Raw genomic sequence first — 16,896 nt, 5'->3', positions numbered from 1 at the left:
AAGACGGAGCTGCGGACTTATGACAGGACATCGCCAACCCATCGAACTCGAGGTTGCGGGCATGACCTGCGCGTCATGCGCCGCGCGTGTCGAGAAGGGACTGAACCGTCTCGAAGGGGTCGAGGCATCCGTGAATTTCGCGACCGAGCGGGCACACGTCAGCGCCCCCGCGGGAATGGATCCGCAGCTGCTCATCGCCGAAGTCGAGAAGACCGGGTACACCGCATCCCTGCCCCTACCCGCCCCGGACGAGCACGCTCACCACGCGGAACCGGAGTTGACGTCGCTGTGGCGGCGGCTCGTGCTCGCCGTCGCCCTGTCGGTTCCCGTGATCCTGCTGTCGATGATCCCCGCGCTGCAGTTCCCGGGCTGGCAATGGGTCTCGCTCGTGCTCGCGACCCCGGTGGTGCTGTGGGCCGCTCTGCCGTTCCATCAGGCGGCTTGGCGCAATCTGCGGCACGGCGCCGTCACGATGGACACCCTGATCTCGATCGGCGTGCTCGCGGCCTACGCATGGTCGCTGTACGCCCTGTTCTTCGGCGAAGCGGGTGCGATCGGGATGTCGCATGCCTTCACCTGGACGATCGCACCGGCCGACGCCTCGGCCAATCTGTATCTCGAAGTGGCCTCCGGGGTGACGATGTTCGTCCTCGCGGGGCGCTGGTTCGAGGTGCGCTCCAAGCGTCGTGCGGGCGCCGCCCTCCGCGCGCTGCTGCATCTCGGGGCGAAGGACGTTGCAGTCCTGCGCCGCGATCTGCTCACCGGCACGCGCCAGGAAGTGCGGATGCCGGTGGACCGCCTGCGCATCGGCGACGAATTCGTCGTGCGTCCGGGCGAGACCATCGCGACGGACGGCGTGGTCGTCTCGGGCACGTCGGCCGTGGACAGGTCGATCCTCACCGGCGAATCGGTGCCCGTCGAAGTCGCTGCCGGCGACGCCGTCATCGGGGCCACGGTCAACGTGGGCGGGCGCCTCGTGGTGCGCGCGACGAGGGTCGGCCGCGACACGCAGCTCTCCCGCATCGCCCGCCTCGTCGAAGAGGCCCAATCGGGCAAGGCGGCCGCGCAGCGGCTCGCCGACCGCATCTCCGCCGTGTTCGTTCCGGTCGTCATCGGCCTCTCGCTGGTGACGCTCGTCGCATGGCTGCTGCTCGGCTTCTCCCCGGCCGCGGCGTTCGGAGCCGCCGTCGCCGTCCTCATCGTCGCGTGCCCCTGCGCACTCGGTCTCGCGACGCCGATCGCTCTCCTCGTCGGCACCGGCCGCGGCGCCCAGCTCGGCATCCTGATCCGTGGACCCAAGGTCCTCGAGTCCACGCGCACCGTCGACACCGTCGTGCTCGACAAGACGGGCACCGTCACGACGGGACGGATGTCGCTCGTCGACGTCGTGCTGGCGCCTGGAGTCGACCCGGCGCAGCTGCTGCGTCTGGCCGGTGCGCTCGAGCACGCATCCGAGCACCCCATCGCGCGGGCCATCGCCCGCGCGGCTGCGGCCGAGGTGGGGAGTCTGCCGGAGCCCACGGCATTCCAGAGCCTCCCTGGGTCCGGCGTGTCGGGCATGGTGGAGGGGCACGCCGTCATCGTGGGGCGCGGGGAGGCGGTCGCCGCTGCGGCACCGCCGCTCGAGGGGGCGCTCGCGGATGCCGCCGCCCGGTTCGAGGCCCGGGGTCAGTCGACGGTCGTGGTCGTGTGGGATGGCGCGGCCCGGGGAGTCCTCGCCGTCGCCGACCAGGTCAAGCCGACGAGCGCCGAGGCGGTGGATCGGCTGCGGGCGCAGGGGCTCGAGCCAATCCTGCTGACGGGCGACAACGAGACCATCGCGCGGCGGATCGCCGCCGAAGTCGGCATCGAACGCGTCGCGGCCGCCGTGCTGCCGATGCAGAAGGGCGAGCTCGTCAGGACTCTGCAGGCCGATGGCCGCGTGGTGGCCATGGTCGGCGACGGCGTCAACGACGCGGCGGCGCTCGCGGAGGCCGACCTCGGGATCGCGATGGGCTCCGGCGCGGACGCCGCGATCGAGGCATCCGATCTCACCCTCGTCGGGGGAGATCTCCGGGGCGTCGTCGACGCCATCCTGCTGTCGCGCGCGACCCTGCGCACGATCAAGGTCAACCTCTTCTGGGCTTTCGCCTACAACGTCGCGGCGATTCCGCTCGCCGCGCTCGGCCTGCTCAATCCCATGATCGCGGGGGCGGCGATGGCCTTCTCGAGCACCTTCGTCGTCGGGAACAGCCTGCGGCTGCGCCGGTTCCGCAGCCTGTCGGGCGCCCAGAGCCTGTCGACCGAGGCGCATGCGGCGCACGACCGCAGTCACGCCCCCGCCCATCCCCTGCCCGCTGTTCTCGAGGAGTCCCGATGACCGACCACATGCTCGCCGCCGACCACGACGACCTCGGCGCCCACGCCGCCCACGGCTACATCACCGACAAGGACAGATACCTCAACCGGCTGAAGCGCATCGAGGGTCAGGCGCGCGGCATCCACAAGATGGTGGAGGACGAGAAGTACTGCATCGACATCCTCACCCAGATCAGCGCCCTGACCAGCGCGCTCGAGGCCGTCGCGCTCGGTCTGCTCGACGACCACCTTCGCCACTGCGTGGTGGATGCCGCGAAACTCGGCGGTCCCGACGCCGAGGCCAAGATCACCGAGGCCTCGCAGGCGATCGCCCGGCTCGTGCGCTAACTCGGCTCGATGCACCCTGTGAGGGTGACCTCCGCCTCGCGGAGGGGCTGGGCCGAGGGGAGGGCCGCCCGACGACGCCGGGGCCTCCCCTGCGCGGTGCCACTCCGCTGAGCGGAGGGCCGCGGGACCACGCCTGCCGCGGGAGCGCGCCGACGCCGAGCTACGTCAGATCGGCGACGTCGGCGACCCCGCCGCGCGCACGCCGCGCCGAGACGACCGAGTCGACCGTCAGCACGACGAGCGCCACCCAGACCAATGCGAAGCCGATCCAGCGCTCGAGCGACATCGACTCGCCCAGCACCCAGACGCCGATCACGAACTGCAGGATCGGCGCCACGAACTGCAGCATCCCCATCACGGTGAGCGGCACCCGGCGGGAGCCGGCCGCGAACAGCAGGAGCGGCGTCGCCGTGATGACGCCCGCGAGGCCGAGCAGCGCGGCGTGCCCGGCTCCGCTCGCGCCGATCGTCAGGCCGCTCGTGTCGGCGACGACGATGAGCAGCACCGTGGCGACGGGTGCGAGCCACAGCGACTCGAGGGTGAGCCCGCTCACGGCATCCACCGAGGGGCCGAGCTTCTTCTTCACGAGACCGTAGATGCCGAAGGATCCCGCCAGGCTCAGCGCGATCCAGGGGAACGCGCCGTACCCGATCACGATGACCAGCACCGCGAGCGCCGCGAGGCCGAGCGCGATCCACTGCGTGAGACGCAGGCGTTCACGCAGCACGAGAACGCCGAGCAGCACCGTGACGATCGGGTTGATGAAATACCCCAGGCTCGTCTCGATCACGTGACCCGTCAGCGTCGCGAGGATGTAGATCTGCCAGTTCACGTAGATCAAGGCGCCCGCGAACGCGGTGAGTGCCAGCAGCCGCTTCTGCCTCATGATGCGGGCGAGCCTTCCCCAGCCGCGCATGACGGTCAGCAGGATCACGCAGAACGCGAGCGAGAGCAGGATCCGCCAGGCGACGAGTTCCCACGGCCCGGTCGGCGCCAGTGCGAGGAAGTACAGCGGCAGGATTCCCCACATCAGGTACGCGGTGAACGCGTACACGCCGCCGAGCAGGCGCTCCCGGGCCGGATCGCCGGAAGGAGCGATGGATGCCGCCCCTTGCACCGTCGCCGAGCCGTCCGCCGCGGCAGCTTCCGGCGGGGAGGACCCCGCACCACCGGCCGTCGGGGAAGGTTCGCGTATCACCTGTCCAGCCTATGGCGACCGGGAGGACCGGCCTCCCGGATGCCGCGGCCGCGGCATCCGTCGACTGCCGACCTTCGTGCGTTCACTGCCATCGACGCGCAGAGAGGGCCGGATGCCGAAGCATCCGACCCCCCCGGATCGCGCTAAGCGCGAGGACTAGCGGACGACGACCGCGAGGACGTCGCGCGCCGACAGGACCAGGAACTCGTCGCTGCCGAACTTGACCTCGGTGCCGCCGTACTTGCTGTAGAGCACGCGGTCTCCCACGGCGACGTCGATCGGGACACGGTTGCCGTTGTCATCGATGCGACCGGGTCCGACGGCCACGACCTCGCCCTCCTGGGGCTTCTCCTTGGCAGTGTCGGGGATGACCAGACCGCTGGCGGTGGTCTGCTCGGCCTCGACCTGACGGATGACGATGCGGTCCTCGAGCGGCTTGATGGAAACCGACACGGGTCTACCTCTGCTTTCCTTGAACTTCAAGACTGGTTAGCACCCACACACTGAGAGTGCTAACTCCAGTCTAGGCAACCCGCTGGCACTCTCGCAACGTGAGTGCCAGTCGTGTCGCATCGTGGCGACACATGGCTCTCAGCCGGGCGCCGCGAGGGGACCCGCCGCCGCCTGTCTGACGCGGGCATCATTCCTCGGATCATCGTCCCGACCCTTCGTGAGCGGGGGCGTTGCGAGAGACGACCCGGCCGCGCACCCGCCGTCCGCTGTGGGTCCCCCTAGGCTGGCCGGATGGAGATGGCCGAGCTCACCGCCCTGCTCACCCCCGGTGGGCTGCGGCTGCTCGACGCGCAGGATCCCATCGAGTCGACGACGGATGCCGCGGCCGCCGTGTCGCGCCTGCGCAAGCAGGGGCATTCCCCCGACCTCGTGTCCGCCGTCGTCACCCAGGCTCGGCTGCGGACCAGGGCGCACGCGAAGTTCGGCGACTTCGCCGAGCGCATGCTCTTCACCCGGGCTGGCCTCGAGCAGGCCACCCGGCTGGCGGTCGCGGCCCGGCACGCGGCACGGTTCCGGGATGCCGGAATCACCGCCGTCGCCGACCTGGGCTGCGGCATCGGCGGCGACGCGCTCGGACTCGCGGCGCTCGGGCTGCGGGTCGAGGCGGTCGACGCCGACGAGGTGACAGCGGCCATCGCGGCCTACAACCTCGCGCCCTTCGGCGACACCGTCACGGTCGGGCACGGCACGGCCGAGCAGTTCGTCGAGGCCGCGGAGGGGACATCCGGGACCCTCGGCGTGGATGCCGTGTGGCTGGACCCCGCCCGGCGCACGGCCGGTCACAGCGAGACCTCGCGGACCCGTCCCGAGGAGTGGTCGCCGTCGCTGGACTGGGTGCTCGCCCTCGCCTCGCGGGTTCCGGTCGGCGTCAAGCTCGGGCCCGGACTCGATCGGCGGCTCATCCCCGATGACCTCGAAGCCCAGTGGGTGAGCGCCGAAGGCTCCACGATCGAGCTCGTCCTCTGGTCGGGCGTCCTCGCACGCGAAGGGGTCAGGCGCGCCGCGCTCGTGATCCGCGGGGACTCCGGCCACGAGCTGACCGGGCGGGCGGATGCCGCGGACGAGCCCGCGCGAGCGCTCGGCGCTTTTCTGCACGAGCCGGACGGCGCCGTGATCCGGGCTCGGCTGATCGGCGACGTCGCGCGCAGCCTCGACGCGGGGATGCTCGACGAGCACATCGCGTACCTGACCTCGGATGCCGCGGTGACGAGCCCGTTCGTCTCATCGTTCCGCGTGCGCGAGGTGCTGCCCTCCGAGCCGAGGGCGCTCGGAAAGGCCCTTCGCGAGCGGGGCGTCGGGACGCTCGAGATCAAGAAGCGCGGAGTGGATGTCGATCCCGCCGTTCTGCGGACGAAGCTCGGGCTGGGCGGCGACCTCTCGGCGACCCTCTTCCTCACGCGCATCGGCACCAAGCGCGTCGCGATCCTCGCGGAGCGCGTGGGTGCGGCGACCTGAGCTGCGGCGCGGTCAGCCGAAGAGATCGGCGCGACCCGCCGCATAGAGGAGCCAGCCCGCGCTGTAGAGCACCGAGACGATGCCGAGCACGAGGGCCCAGACGGCAACGGCGCGATTCTCCAGGGGCCGGCGGAAGGCCAGGATGGCCGAGATCACTCCGACGAGGCCGATCGGAAAGCCCCAGCCGACGAACAGCGCCACCAGCAGGCCCAGGATCGAGAACACGAGCGCCCAGTTCGCGAGTCCGCGCCGCGGCGGCGCGGACGGCGGTATAAGCCACTCCGCGACGGGCGGGCCTCCGTCCGAGATGCCGGGCTCGGTGGGCGCCGACTCCACTGTCAGTGCGACGGGGGCCGTCGGCAGTCGCTGGAAACCCCCGCGATGCGCCCCGGGAAGCGGGGAGGCTTCATCCGCGAGAGCGACGTCGGGTGAGGGAAGCTCGACAGCCGCAGGGATCGCGCTGAACTCGGCCCCCACAGCCGCGGTCGCATCGGCCGCCTGCGGAGAGGGTGTCGCGGCGGAAGCGTCGTCGGGCCGCGGCGGTTCGGCGCGGTCCTCGCTCACGCGGCCTCCTCGGACTCCGCGACCTGGATCTCGGTCACCGGCAGGGTCGAGTCCGCTCCGAAGCCGAGTGTGGACGGCGGACGCCCCGCCATGATCAGTTCGGACGCGAGCGCCGCGATCATCGCGCCGTTGTCGGTGCAGAGCGAGAGCGGAGGGATCCTTACCGTCACGCCAGCGGCATCCGCTCGCTCGATCGCGACGTCGCGCAGGCGCTTGTTCGCGATGACCCCTCCACCCAGCAGCAGGCGCGGCACGGCGTAGTCGGCGCACGCGGCGAGTGCTTTCGTCACGAGGACGTCGACCACCGCTTCGCGGAAGGATGCCGCGACATCCGCGACCGGCACCGCCTCGCCCGCCGCCTCGCTCTGCTCGACCCAGCGGGCGACGGCGGTCTTGAGCCCCGAGAACGAGAAGTCGTAGCGGTGCTCAGCCAGGTCCGACGCGCGCGACAGACCCCGCGGGAACCGGATGGCCTCGGCGGAGCCGGATGCCGCAGCGCGGTCGATGTGCGGACCTCCGGGATACGGCAGCCCCAGCAGGCGCGCGACCTTGTCGAACGCCTCTCCTGCGGCGTCATCCATCGTCTCGCCCAGCAGTTCGACATCCGTCGTGAGATCCCGCACGAGGAGGAGCGACGTGTGCCCGCCGCTGACCAGCAGCGCCACGGTCGGGTACTCGAGCGGCAGAGCCTCGGAGTCCAGGATGTCGGCAGCGATGTGGCCGACGAGATGGTTCACCGCGTAGAGCGGGCGGCCGAGCGACACCGCGAGCGCCTTCGCCGCGCCGACCCCCACCATGAGGGCTCCGGCAAGGCCGGGGCCGGAGGTCACGGCGACGGCATCGATCTCGGCGAGACTCACCCCCGACTCGCGGAGCGCCGCTTCGATCGAGGGCTGCAGCGCCTCGAGGTGGGCGCGGGCCGCGACCTCGGGCACGACTCCGCCGAATCGGGCGTGCTCGTCCATCGAGCTGGCGATGGTGTTCGACAGCAGGGTTCGGCCGCGCACGATGCCGATGCCCGTCTCGTCGCAGCTCGTCTCGATGCCGAGGACCAGGGGCTCGTGGCGGTTCACGTGCAGGCTCCCGCGTCCTGCGGATTCGCCTGATCCCGGTCGTGGCCGGGCCGCGCGAGCCACCCCGCGAGATCGAGCCGCATCACGACCGCGTCGACGTCGTCGGGCTGGTAGTACCGCGGCCGGCGGGCGAGCTCGACGAACCCCTCGGACGCGTACAGGGCGTGCGCGACGGGGTTGTCCGCCCGCACCTCGAGGAACACCTGCGCCGCGCCGCGGTCCGCCGCCGCAGCCAGGAGCGTCCTCAGCAGGGCGCGGCCGCGACCTCGGCCGCGGGATCCCTCGGCGATGGTGATCGTCTGGATGTCGGCATCCGGTGCTCCTCTCGGCGAGCGCAGACCGGCATACCCGACGAGCTGCCCGGCCTCCTCGACGACGACGTACCAGCTGTGGGGCGACGCGAGCTCCTGGCGCATCATCGCGTCCGACCACGCATCGGTGGGGAACGACGCCCGTTCCAGCGCCATGATCGCGGTGAGGTCGTCGATGGTCGCGGGGCGCGTGCTCACGATTCGTCTCCGATCCGCGCGCGGGTGTCGTCCCCTCCCGGCACCCGGGCGGTGACCCGCTTCGGTCCGGTCGGGAGCGTCACATCGGGCGACCGCAGGTAGAGGGCGTCGGCCGGGCCGATCGCGCGATGCGCCGCGAGCGCCCGACCTGCCGCGAGCGTGAGCATCGCCGCGGGGATGCGATCGGCGTCGTACCGCGCCACGCCCGCATCCGCGAGCAGCGCGTCGAGAGCCTCGCGCGGCACGAGCGCGGGCTCGGCGAGCCGCTCCGGCAGCCCGTCGTCGTCGAGGTCGCGATACACGGTGTACGCGAACTCGCGGCGCCGCGCGTCGGTGACGACGGCGAACGGGTCGTTCGCCCCGTCTTCGAACCCGCCCGTGAGCGCGAGGTGCAGCAGGAATTCGAGCGCGACGGCGTCGTGGCTCACCACGGGGATGACCGGGATGCCGCGGCCGAGCGCGAAGGCGCGCGCCGCCGCGATCCCGACCCGCAAGCCGGTGAAGGGCCCCGGACCCATGCCGGCCGCCACATGGGTGATGTCGGATGCCTGGACGGCCGCGTCGGCGAGCGCCTGCTCGATGAGCGACCCGATCGCTTCGGCGTGGCCGCGCGGGTCCGCGCTCTCGACCTGCGACCGCACGACGCCGTCGACCTCGACAACCGCGACAGCGGTGCCGAGCGAGGTGTCGATGCCCAGGATCACCTTTCCAGGTTAGTTGAGGGCGCGCTCATCCCTCCCTCGCGGCGAATCGGCGAGCTGACTAGGGGCGGCGCGTGATCCTCACGACGCGCGGCGCGTCGGCGTCGAGCTCGGCCGCAGGAGAGGGGCCGCCGCACATCGTGTCGAGCCCCCGCCCGCCGAGCCGGCGCTCGAGCTCGATCTCCCACCACGCATCCCGGAGGCCGTCGACCATGCCGCTTCCCCACTCGACCACGACGACCGACCCATCCACGTCGATGTCGAGATCGTCGAGCTCGACCGCCGAACCGAGGCGATAGGCGTCGACGTGCACGAGCGGCGCACCGCCCACGAGTGACGGATGGGTCCGTGCGATCACGAACGTCGGGCTCTGCACCGGACCGCGGACGCCGAGACCGGCCGCGATGCCGCGAGTGAGGGTCGTCTTGCCCGCCCCGAGCGGACCGGTGAGCACGACGAGGTCCCCACGCTGCAGCATCCGTCCGATCCGCTCGCCGAGCTGCTCCATGTCGTCGGGAGAGGCGATCTCGTGCTGCCCGGCGATGGGATCGAGACCGCTCACGCCGACACCTGCCGGCGAGGCACGCGGGGGCCGATGCGGGTCACGATCTCGTAGTTGATGGTGCCTGCGGCACCTGCCCACTCGTCCGCGGAGGGTGCGCCGAGGGTCGGGTCGCCGAAGAGGACCACCTCGTCGCCGACCGACACGGGATGCTCGCCGACGTCGACGACGAACTGGTCCATCGCGATGCGGCCGGCGACCGTGAACCGGTTTCCGGCGATCACGACCGGACCTGCACCGGACGCCTGCCGGGGGACGCCGTCGGCATAGCCGACCGGCACGAGGGCCAGAGTCGTCTCGCGATCGGTGCGGTAGTCGTAGCCGTACGACACGCCGCGGCCGGCTGGAACGCGGCGCACGGCCGCCACCGACGCGCGCAGCGTCATCGCAGGCTGCAGGCCCAGGTCCGCCGAGGTGCGGTCGGCGAACGGAGAGAGTCCGTAGATGCCGATCCCGACCCGCACGCACCCCAGACGCGACGCCGGCAGCGCGATGGCCGCGTGGGTGGCCGCGATGTGGCGCAGCGGCGGGGCAAGACCCACGGATGCCGCCGCTCCCACCCCCTCTTCGAACCGCGCGAGGGCGGCGCGGTCGTCGTCGGCGGACGTGTTCGAGAGGTGACTGAACAGCCCGATCACCCGGAGTCTGCCGATGCGCTCGAGGCGCGCCGCCTCGGCGAACACGCGGCGCATGTCGTCGGGGGCGATGCCGTTGCGCCCCAGCCCCGTCTCGAGCTTCAGGTGAACGCCGGCGGGTCGAGTGCCGGATGCCGCGGCCGCGGCCTGCAGCTGGTCGAAGCTCGAGATGCCGAGCTCGACGCCCATCGCTGCCGCCTCGGCGAACGACGCCCCGGGCGCGTGCAGCCACGCGAGGATCGGCGCGACGATCCCGGCACGGCGCAGCGCGAGCGCCTCGGCGACGTCGGCGACCCCGAGTCGGGCGGCTCCGCCTTCGAGCGCGGCGACGGCGGCCAGCACGGCGTCGTGCCCGTAGCCGTCGGCCTTCACGACGGCGATCACCTCGGAGTCGGTCAGCCGTCGCAGGTGCCGGACATTCGCCGTGATCGCGCCGACGTCGATCGTGGCCTCCCGCATCACGCCGGAGGGGAGACGGCTCATCGGGCCGCCTCGGTCGGCGCGCCGCTCGCGACGGCCGGTGCTTCCGTGTCGGGGCGAGGCGTCGAGCTGGTGCGAGTGGCGGCGGCTGCGGCGTCGGGTTCGCCCGATCGCGGGAGCTCGGTGCCCGCCTCGGCCACGACGTACGCGATCGCGAAACCGGCGTCGTGCGACATCGAGAGGTGCAGCGTCGTGATGCCCCGCTCGGCGACGAACGCCGCCGTCGAACCGGTCAGGGTGAACCACGGGCGCCCGGATGCCTCGGGCGTGATCTCCACCTCATTGAACCGCAATCCATCCGATCCGCCGAGCGCCTTGATGAGCGCCTCCCTTGCGGCATAGCGCGCGGCAAGGGACCGCAGCGACAGCGCCCTCTCTGTCGGGCTGAACATGCGCTCGAGGAGTCGCGGGGTTCGCTCGACCGTGCGCTCGAAGCGTTCGATGTCGACGAGGTCGACGCCGATTCCGACGATCATCTGGCTCCCTCCCGCCCGCGGCCGCGGCATCCGTCAGACTATCGCGGCGCTCCGCCCGACGACGTTTCGTCTCGTCGCTGCGCTCCTCGCTCAACGACCGGGGAACGCCGGACCCGGCGTACTTGAGCCCCACCACGTTTCGTCGTTGCGCTCCTCGCTGCGAGACGAAACGCCCGCACCGCAGAGCGGACGAGCGGATGCCGCTACTCGACCGTGACCGACTTCGCGAGGTTGCGGGGCTGGTCGACATCCAGGCCCTTCGCCGTTGCGAGGCCCATCGCGAAGATGTGCAGCGGCACGACGGCGAGCAGCGGCTCGAAGAGAGGATCCGCCAGCGGGATGCGCAGCACCTCGTCGGCGAAGGGCAGCACCGCGACATCCCCCTCTTCCGCGACCGCGATGACGCGAGCGCCACGGGCGCGGATCTCCTGGATGTTCGACACCACCTTGGAGTGCAGCAGCGCCGACTCGCGCGGCGAGGGCACGATCACGAAGACCGGCTGACCGGGCTCGATGAGCGCGATCGGTCCGTGCTTGAGCTCGCCGGCGGCGAAGCCCTCGGCATGGATGTACGAGATCTCCTTGAGCTTGAGGGCTCCCTCGAGCGCGATCGGGTATCCGACGTGGCGGCCGAGGAACAGCACCGAGCGGGTGTCGGCCATCCAGTACGCGAGCTGCTCGATGCGCGACTGTTCCAGCTCGAGGATGCGCGAGATCTTGGCAGGGATGGCCTCGAGCTCGAGCACCTGCAGCCGCGCCTCGTCCGCGCTGAGCGATCCGCGGACGCGTGCGACGTGAAGCGCCAGCAGATACAGCGCGGTGATCTGGGCGAGGAACGCCTTCGTGGAGGCGACCGCGACCTCGGGCCCGGCGTGGGTGTAGACGATCGCGTCGGACTCTCGCGGGATCGTCGCGCCCTGGGTGTTGCAGATCGACAGCGTGCGCGCCCCGCGATCGCGCGCGTACTTCACGGCCATGAGGGTGTCCATGGTCTCGCCCGACTGGCTGATCGACACGACGAGCGTGTCGGGCCCGATCACGGGGTCGCGGTAGCGGAACTCGTGCGCGAGCTCCACGTCGACGGGTACGCGCGTCCACTGCTCCAGCGCATACTTGCCGACCATGCCGGCGTAGGCGGCAGTGCCGCAGGCGATCACGATGACGCGGTTGATGCTCGCGAAGAGCTCGTCGAGGCCGTCCAGCTCGGGGATCACGATCTGGCCGTCGCGGATGCGGCCGCGCAGCGTGTTGGCGACCGCCTCCGGCTCTTCGGACACCTCTTTCGCCATGAACGAGGGCCAGCCGCCCTTGTCGGCGGCCGCGGCATCCCACAGCACTTCGAAAGGCTCGACCTCGACGGGGTTGCCGGCGAAGTCGGTGACCGAGACGCCCTCGGGAGTGATGGCGACGATCTCGTCCTGGCCGATCGCGAGGGCGTGGCGGGTGTGCTCGACGAACGCGGCGACATCGGAGGCGAGGAAGTTCTCGCCCTCGCCGAGGCCGATCACCAGCGGCGAATTGCGCCGCGCGCCGACGACGAGGCCGGGCTGGTCCTCGTGCATGGCGAGCAGTGTGAAGGCGCCGTCGAGGCGCTGGACGACCGCGCGGAACGCGGCGACCAGGTCATCGCCGTGGGTCTGGTATTCGCGACCGAGAAGCACCGCGGCGACCTCGGTGTCGGTCTCGCTGCGGAAGGTGTAGCCCTGCGCGACGAGCTCCGCCTTGATCTCCGAGAAGTTCTCGATGATGCCGTTGTGGATGACCGCGAGCTTGTCGTCGTCGGCGAGGTGGGGGTGCGCGTTGGCATCCGTGGGGCCGCCGTGCGTCGCCCAGCGGGTGTGGCCGATGCCGGTCGTTCCGTCAGGCAGCGGCGCGAGTGCGAGATCGTCGCGCAGCACGCCGAGCTTGCCGGCACGCTTGCGCATCCCGAGGTCGCCGTCCACGTCGATGACCGCGATGCCCGCGGAGTCGTAGCCGCGGTACTCGAGACGCGAAAGTCCGGCCAGCAGGATGGCCTGGCTCTGGCGTGGGCCCACGTATCCGACGATTCCGCACATGCCCCCATGGTAGGCGGAGGCTTATGCGAGGAGCCCGTACAAACGGCCGGCCGGTTTGCGGATGCCGCCCGGTTCGTTCGGTCGGCGGCGGTGCGCGACCGGCGTGGCGGCGGGGGTCGCGACCGGGTGCAGGTCGCAGCCGGGACGGCGGCGCGCGACAGGCGGGTCGCCGCCGGTCGACGGCGAGGCGACTTCGCAGAGGTCGGCGTGTCCTCCTGCCGCGGATCAGAGCTTGCGCAGCAGCACTCGCTCGACCGCGTGATCGGCCGCCTTCTCGAGCACGAGCGTCGCGCGATGCTTCGTCGGCAGCACGTTCTCTTCGAGGTTCGGAAGGTTGATCTCGTTCCAGAACCCCAGGGCGGTCGCGACGGATTCCTCGTCGCTGAGGTGCGCGAAGACGTTGAAGAAGGAGTTGGGGTTGCTGAACGCCCCCCGCCGCAGCGCGAGGAAGCGGTCGATGAACCACTGGGTGATGTTGTCGCTGTCGGCATCCACATAGATGGAGAAGTCGAAGAACTCGCTCACCGCGACGTCGTTCGGAGTCGGCGGCGGCTGCAGCACGTTGAGGCCCTCGACGATGACGACATCCGGCCGCCGCACCGTGACGTGCGCATCCGGCACGATGTCGTAACGCATGTGCGAGTAGAAGGGCGCCCGCACCTCAGGCGCTCCGCTTTTCACCTCGGTGAGGAACGACAGGAGCGCGCGGCGATCGTAGGACTCCGGAAATCCCTTGCGGCTCATGAGGCCGCGGCGCTCGAGCTCCGCATTCGGATAGAGGAAGCCGTCCGTCGTCACCAGCTCGACTCGAGGGGTCCCCGGCCAGCGGCTCATGAGCTCGCGCAGCAGGCGCGCGATCGTCGACTTGCCCACCGCGACCGAGCCGGCGACACCCACGACGAACGGCGTCGTCGAGTCGGGCTCGCCGAGGAACGTGCTCGTGTCGGCGCCGAGACGCTTCGTGTCCTCGGCGTAGAGCGACAGCAGCCGCGAGAGGGGGAGGTAGACCTCGGAGACCTCCGCCATGTCGAGTCGGTCGCCGAGGCCGCGGATCTGCACGACCTCGGTCTCGGACAGCGGCTGCGCCATGCCGGCGGCCAACCGCGACCACTCGGCCCGGTCGATCTCTCGATAGAGCGAGAGGGCGGGTGAGAGGGCTGGCGCGTGGTCGGCAGACATCCCGCTCATCGTAGCGGGCGACGCGCGCGGCGCCGAAGAGACGGATGCCCGGCGGCCGGATTCCCGCGGAGAGCGCCGAACCGGCGCGTCACCGGGCGGCGCGCACCTGCCCCCTCGCGAGGAGGCGCCGAACGACGCGGTCGGAGTACTCTCGACCCGTGCGCCTCGGAGTCCTCGACATCGGCTCGAACACGGTCCATCTGCTCGTCGCGGATGTGCGACCCGGCGGCCGGCCGCTCGCCACCACGAGCCAGCGCACCGTGCTGCGCCTGATGAGGTACGTCGGAGCCGATGGCGCGATCTCGGAGGACGGGGTGCGCGCGCTCGAGCGCGCCGTCGACGAAGCGCGGCGCACCGCGGCGGAGGAGCGCGTCGACGAGCTCCTCGCCACGGCGACGTCGGCCGTGCGCGAGGCGGCGAACGGCGCCGATGTGATCGCCCGCATCGAGGCTGCTCTCGGCCAGCCGCTGCAGGTGCTCGGCGGCGAGACGGAGGCCCGCTACACGTTCCTCGCGGTGCGGCGGTGGTTCGGCTGGGCTGCCGGCCAGATCCTCCTGTTCGACATCGGCGGCGGCTCCCTCGAGGTCGCGGCCGGTGCGGACGAGCTGCCGGAGGTCGCGGCATCCGTCCCCCTCGGCGCCGGACGCATGACGATCGCCTACCTCCCCGACGACCCGCCAGGCGAAGCGGCCGTCGAACGGTTGCGCGATCATGCGAAGGCGACGCTCGCGCCCGCCGCCTCGACCTTCCGGGCGCTCGCCCGGCCCGATCACGTCGTCGGATCGTCGAAGGCGATCCGGTCCCTCGCGAAGCTCGTCGGCTATCCGGTGCCGGGCTGGTCGGGGATCGAGCGGATGCTCCTCCCCCGCGCATCGCTCAGCTCGTGGATCCCGCGCCTCGCGCGCATCCCGGCATCCGCGCGGCAGGAACTGCCCGGCATCACCGCGGATCGCACGTTCCAGATCGTCGCGGCGGCCGTCGTCCTGCACGAAGCCATGAAGGCGATGGATGTCGACGAGCTCGAAGTCTCGCCCTGGGCGCTGCGCGAAGGGGTGCTGCTCCGTTACATCGAATCGCTCTCATGGAGCACTCCCAGCGCCTGACCTGTATGCTCGAAAGCAAGATCCGCTCGTTTTGGTCGTTTCCGCGTGTTCGTGCCGGCGTCAACTCCCGGCCCCGCGTCCCTCCTCGCGGCATTAACCTGCCGCCATCACACCGCCCGCCCTCTTCTTTGCGCGGGTCGGGATTACCTCAAACGAAAGTAGATAGAAAATGGCAACTGGAACCGTCAAGTGGTTCAACGCCGAAAAGGGCTACGGCTTCATCGCTCCCGATGACTCTTCGCCCGATGTGTTCGCACACTTCAGCGCCATCGTCGAGACGGGCGGCTACCGCTCGCTCGAAGAGAACCAGCGCGTCGAGTTCGACGTCGCCCGTGGCCCCAAGGGTCCGCAGGCCGAGAACATCCGCCCCGTCTGATTCACGAAGAAGGCCGCTCCGCATCTTGCGGGGCGGCCTTCGTCGTCGGCAGGTGTGGGATGCCGGGGCTCAGACCCGGCGGAACTGCCCGACCATGGGGCAGTCGAACGGGTCCCGAGCGGCGAGGCCGACCCGGTTGAGGTACTGGATGACGATGCCCCACGAGCGCCACATCGTCGTCTCGACGTAGGGCACGCCGACGACGGCGCAGTGCTCGCGGACGATCTCGCGTGCTTGCGCAAGGTGCGGGCGCGGCATGCTGGGGAAGAGGTGATGCTCGATCTGGTAGTTGAGGCCGCCCATGACCCAGGTGGCCCACCAGCCGCCGGAGATGTTGCGCGAGGTCCGCACCTGCTTGGTGAAGAAGTCGAGCTTCGCATCGCGGTCGATGATCGGCATCCCCTTGTGGTTCGGGGCGAACGACGCGCCCATGTAGAGGCCGAAGACCGCGAGCTGCACACCGAGGAACGCGAACGCCATGCCCAGCGGCAGCAGCCAGAACAGGGCGCCGAGGTAGACCGTGAAGTGCAGCGCGACGAGGGCGAGCTCGGTGTACCGGGACTTGACCTGGCCGCGTCCGAAGAGGTGCTTCAGGCCCAGGGCGTGCAGATTGAGGCCCTCGAGGGTCAGGAGCGGGAAGAACAGCCATCCCTGGCGCCGGGTGATCGCGGCGTGGATTCCCTTGGCCTTGGCGGCATCCTCCTCGATGAACGACACGGTGTCGATCTCGATGTCGGGGTCCTTGCCGACGCGGTTGGGGTTCGCGTGGTGACGCGTGTGCTTGCTGACCCACCAGGAGTGGCTGATGCCGACGACTCCTGCGGCGAGGACGCGCGCGAGCCGGTCGTTCGCTGGACCCGACGTGAGAATGGTGCGGTGCGAGGCCTCGTGCGTCAGGAACGCGACCTGCGTCAGGATGATGCCGAGAGCTCCGGCGATCAGCAGCTGGAACCAGCTGTCGCCGAGCAGGATGAAGCCGGTCACCGCGCCGCCGAGGGCGAGGGCCAGCACCGTGCCGACGATCGAGTAGAACCAGGGCGTGCGCGCCAGTAGTCCGGTGTCACGGACGACGTTCGACACATCGCTGTAGGTGCGCGTCATCGAGGGGAAGTCCTCGGCGCGCGCGTACGTGGTGCGGATCGGACCGACGGTTTCGACGAGAGCAGTTGTGGAGGAGATGAGGCACCCACTCGATCGGCAGCCTGGAAGGGCCGTGCGGAGCCAAAGGCGAATGCCGATCGCTAGCCCCAGCGTACGCGTACCCGTATGCGGGACCCGGCATGCTGGACCCGGGGCAGCCGGGCATGCTAGACGCGAGCCGGTCGCATGA

The 16,896-nt window shown here is 70.8% G+C and carries 16 protein-coding genes and 1 pseudogene; 5 read left to right on the top strand and 12 right to left on the bottom strand.

Features of this window, described 5'->3' with window-relative positions:
• Positions 1-61 precede the first annotated feature (61 nt).
• Together ABD212_RS01415 and ABD212_RS01410 are read left to right on the top strand one after the other, a co-directional pair.
• Positions 62-2,359, top strand: a complete 2,298-nt coding sequence (locus ABD212_RS01415; RefSeq protein WP_425561221.1) for a heavy metal translocating P-type ATPase — start codon at positions 62-64, stop codon at positions 2,357-2,359.
• A complete protein-coding gene (locus ABD212_RS01410; protein ID WP_344090423.1) occupies positions 2,356-2,685 on the top strand; it encodes a metal-sensitive transcriptional regulator in 330 nt (109 codons plus the stop codon). Before ABD212_RS01415 ends, ABD212_RS01410 begins: the two co-directional genes overlap by 4 nt.
• A 160-nt stretch (positions 2,686-2,845) precedes the next feature.
• Here the strand turns inward: ABD212_RS01410 and rarD are convergent, their stop codons facing one another.
• Positions 2,846-3,784 (bottom strand): EamA family transporter RarD, encoded by a 939-nt coding sequence (gene rarD, locus ABD212_RS01405; RefSeq protein ID WP_344092365.1) that lies wholly within the window; start codon positions 3,782-3,784, stop codon positions 2,846-2,848.
• Between the two features lie 255 nt (positions 3,785-4,039).
• Positions 4,040-4,336, bottom strand: a complete 297-nt coding sequence (gene groES, locus ABD212_RS01400) for a co-chaperone GroES (protein ID WP_344090422.1) — start codon at positions 4,334-4,336, stop codon at positions 4,040-4,042.
• A gap of 291 nt (positions 4,337-4,627) precedes the next feature.
• On the opposite strand from groES, the gene ABD212_RS01395 reads away from it, so the two are divergent.
• Entirely contained in the window at positions 4,628-5,851 is a 1,224-nt protein-coding gene (locus ABD212_RS01395; RefSeq protein WP_344090420.1) for a THUMP-like domain-containing protein, read from the top strand.
• Between the two features lie 12 nt (positions 5,852-5,863).
• On the opposite strand, the gene ABD212_RS01390 is transcribed toward ABD212_RS01395, so the two are convergent.
• The 9 genes and pseudogenes from ABD212_RS01390 to coaA form a co-directional block, all read right to left on the bottom strand.
• Complete coding sequence (locus tag ABD212_RS01390; protein WP_344090419.1) at positions 5,864-6,415, bottom strand: DUF4190 domain-containing protein; 552 nt, start codon at positions 6,413-6,415, stop codon at positions 5,864-5,866.
• Positions 6,412-7,488 (bottom strand): tRNA (adenosine(37)-N6)-threonylcarbamoyltransferase complex transferase subunit TsaD, encoded by a 1,077-nt coding sequence (tsaD, locus tag ABD212_RS01385; RefSeq protein ID WP_344090417.1) that lies wholly within the window; start codon positions 7,486-7,488, stop codon positions 6,412-6,414. Before tsaD ends, ABD212_RS01390 begins: the two co-directional genes overlap by 4 nt.
• Positions 7,485-7,997 (bottom strand): ribosomal protein S18-alanine N-acetyltransferase, encoded by a 513-nt coding sequence (rimI, locus tag ABD212_RS01380; RefSeq protein ID WP_344090415.1) that lies wholly within the window; start codon positions 7,995-7,997, stop codon positions 7,485-7,487. Before rimI ends, tsaD begins: the two co-directional genes overlap by 4 nt.
• The gene (gene tsaB / locus ABD212_RS01375) at positions 7,994-8,701 is read right to left on the bottom strand and encodes a tRNA (adenosine(37)-N6)-threonylcarbamoyltransferase complex dimerization subunit type 1 TsaB (RefSeq protein WP_344090413.1); all 708 of its coding nucleotides are present in this window, start codon (positions 8,699-8,701) and stop codon (positions 7,994-7,996) included. Before tsaB ends, rimI begins: the two co-directional genes overlap by 4 nt.
• 58 nt (positions 8,702-8,759) lie before the next feature.
• Complete coding sequence (gene tsaE / locus ABD212_RS01370; RefSeq protein WP_344090411.1) at positions 8,760-9,260, bottom strand: tRNA (adenosine(37)-N6)-threonylcarbamoyltransferase complex ATPase subunit type 1 TsaE; 501 nt, start codon at positions 9,258-9,260, stop codon at positions 8,760-8,762.
• Positions 9,257-10,378, bottom strand: a complete 1,122-nt coding sequence (gene alr, locus ABD212_RS01365) for an alanine racemase (RefSeq protein WP_344090408.1) — start codon at positions 10,376-10,378, stop codon at positions 9,257-9,259. Before alr ends, tsaE begins: the two co-directional genes overlap by 4 nt.
• A gap of 125 nt (positions 10,379-10,503) precedes the next feature.
• Positions 10,504-10,851 (bottom strand): annotated as a pseudogene (locus tag ABD212_RS01360) (holo-ACP synthase); the annotation flags it as partial.
• Between the two features lie 203 nt (positions 10,852-11,054).
• On the bottom strand, positions 11,055-12,908 hold the full coding sequence (gene glmS / locus ABD212_RS01355; protein ID WP_344090406.1) for a glutamine--fructose-6-phosphate transaminase (isomerizing): 1,854 nt from the start codon (positions 12,906-12,908) through the stop codon (positions 11,055-11,057).
• Between the two features lie 225 nt (positions 12,909-13,133).
• Positions 13,134-14,087 carry a type I pantothenate kinase gene (coaA, locus tag ABD212_RS01350; RefSeq protein ID WP_425561220.1) on the bottom strand — a complete coding sequence of 318 codons (954 nt, stop codon included), beginning with the start codon at positions 14,085-14,087 and terminating at the stop codon, positions 13,134-13,136.
• A 158-nt stretch (positions 14,088-14,245) separates the two neighbouring features.
• Here coaA and ABD212_RS01345 point away from each other — a divergent pair, with 158 nt between their 5' ends.
• Entirely contained in the window at positions 14,246-15,190 is a 945-nt protein-coding gene (locus ABD212_RS01345; protein WP_344090402.1) for a Ppx/GppA phosphatase family protein, read from the top strand.
• Between the two features lie 169 nt (positions 15,191-15,359).
• Positions 15,360-15,566, top strand: coding sequence for a cold-shock protein (locus tag ABD212_RS01340; protein ID WP_344090400.1), 207 nt, complete (start codon positions 15,360-15,362; stop codon positions 15,564-15,566).
• Positions 15,567-15,635: 69 nt separating this feature from the next.
• Here the strand turns inward: ABD212_RS01340 and ABD212_RS01335 are convergent, their stop codons facing one another.
• Positions 15,636-16,745 carry a fatty acid desaturase family protein gene (locus ABD212_RS01335; RefSeq protein WP_344092363.1) on the bottom strand — a complete coding sequence of 370 codons (1,110 nt, stop codon included), beginning with the start codon at positions 16,743-16,745 and terminating at the stop codon, positions 15,636-15,638.
• Positions 16,746-16,896: the final 151 nt, after the last annotated feature.

This window comes from Microbacterium deminutum (assembly GCF_039530205.1).
GTDB lineage: Bacteria > Actinomycetota > Actinomycetes > Actinomycetales > Microbacteriaceae > Microbacterium > Microbacterium deminutum.
This window is presented reverse-complemented; position numbering and strand designations above follow the sequence as displayed.

Coding starts and splice junctions, on each gene's coding strand:
- ABD212_RS01395 (WP_344090420.1), top strand. CDS start 4,628: ATGGAGATGGCCGAGCTCACCGCCCTGCTCACCCCCGGTGGGCTGCGG.
- alr (WP_344090408.1), bottom strand. CDS start 10,378: ATGAGCCGTCTCCCCTCCGGCGTGATGCGGGAGGCCACGATCGACGTC.
- ABD212_RS01410 (WP_344090423.1), top strand. CDS start 2,356: ATGACCGACCACATGCTCGCCGCCGACCACGACGACCTCGGCGCCCAC.
- coaA (WP_425561220.1), bottom strand. CDS start 14,087: ATGTCTGCCGACCACGCGCCAGCCCTCTCACCCGCCCTCTCGCTCTAT.
- ABD212_RS01340 (WP_344090400.1), top strand. CDS start 15,360: ATGGCAACTGGAACCGTCAAGTGGTTCAACGCCGAAAAGGGCTACGGC.
- ABD212_RS01415 (WP_425561221.1), top strand. CDS start 62: ATGACCTGCGCGTCATGCGCCGCGCGTGTCGAGAAGGGACTGAACCGT.
- glmS (WP_344090406.1), bottom strand. CDS start 12,908: ATGTGCGGAATCGTCGGATACGTGGGCCCACGCCAGAGCCAGGCCATC.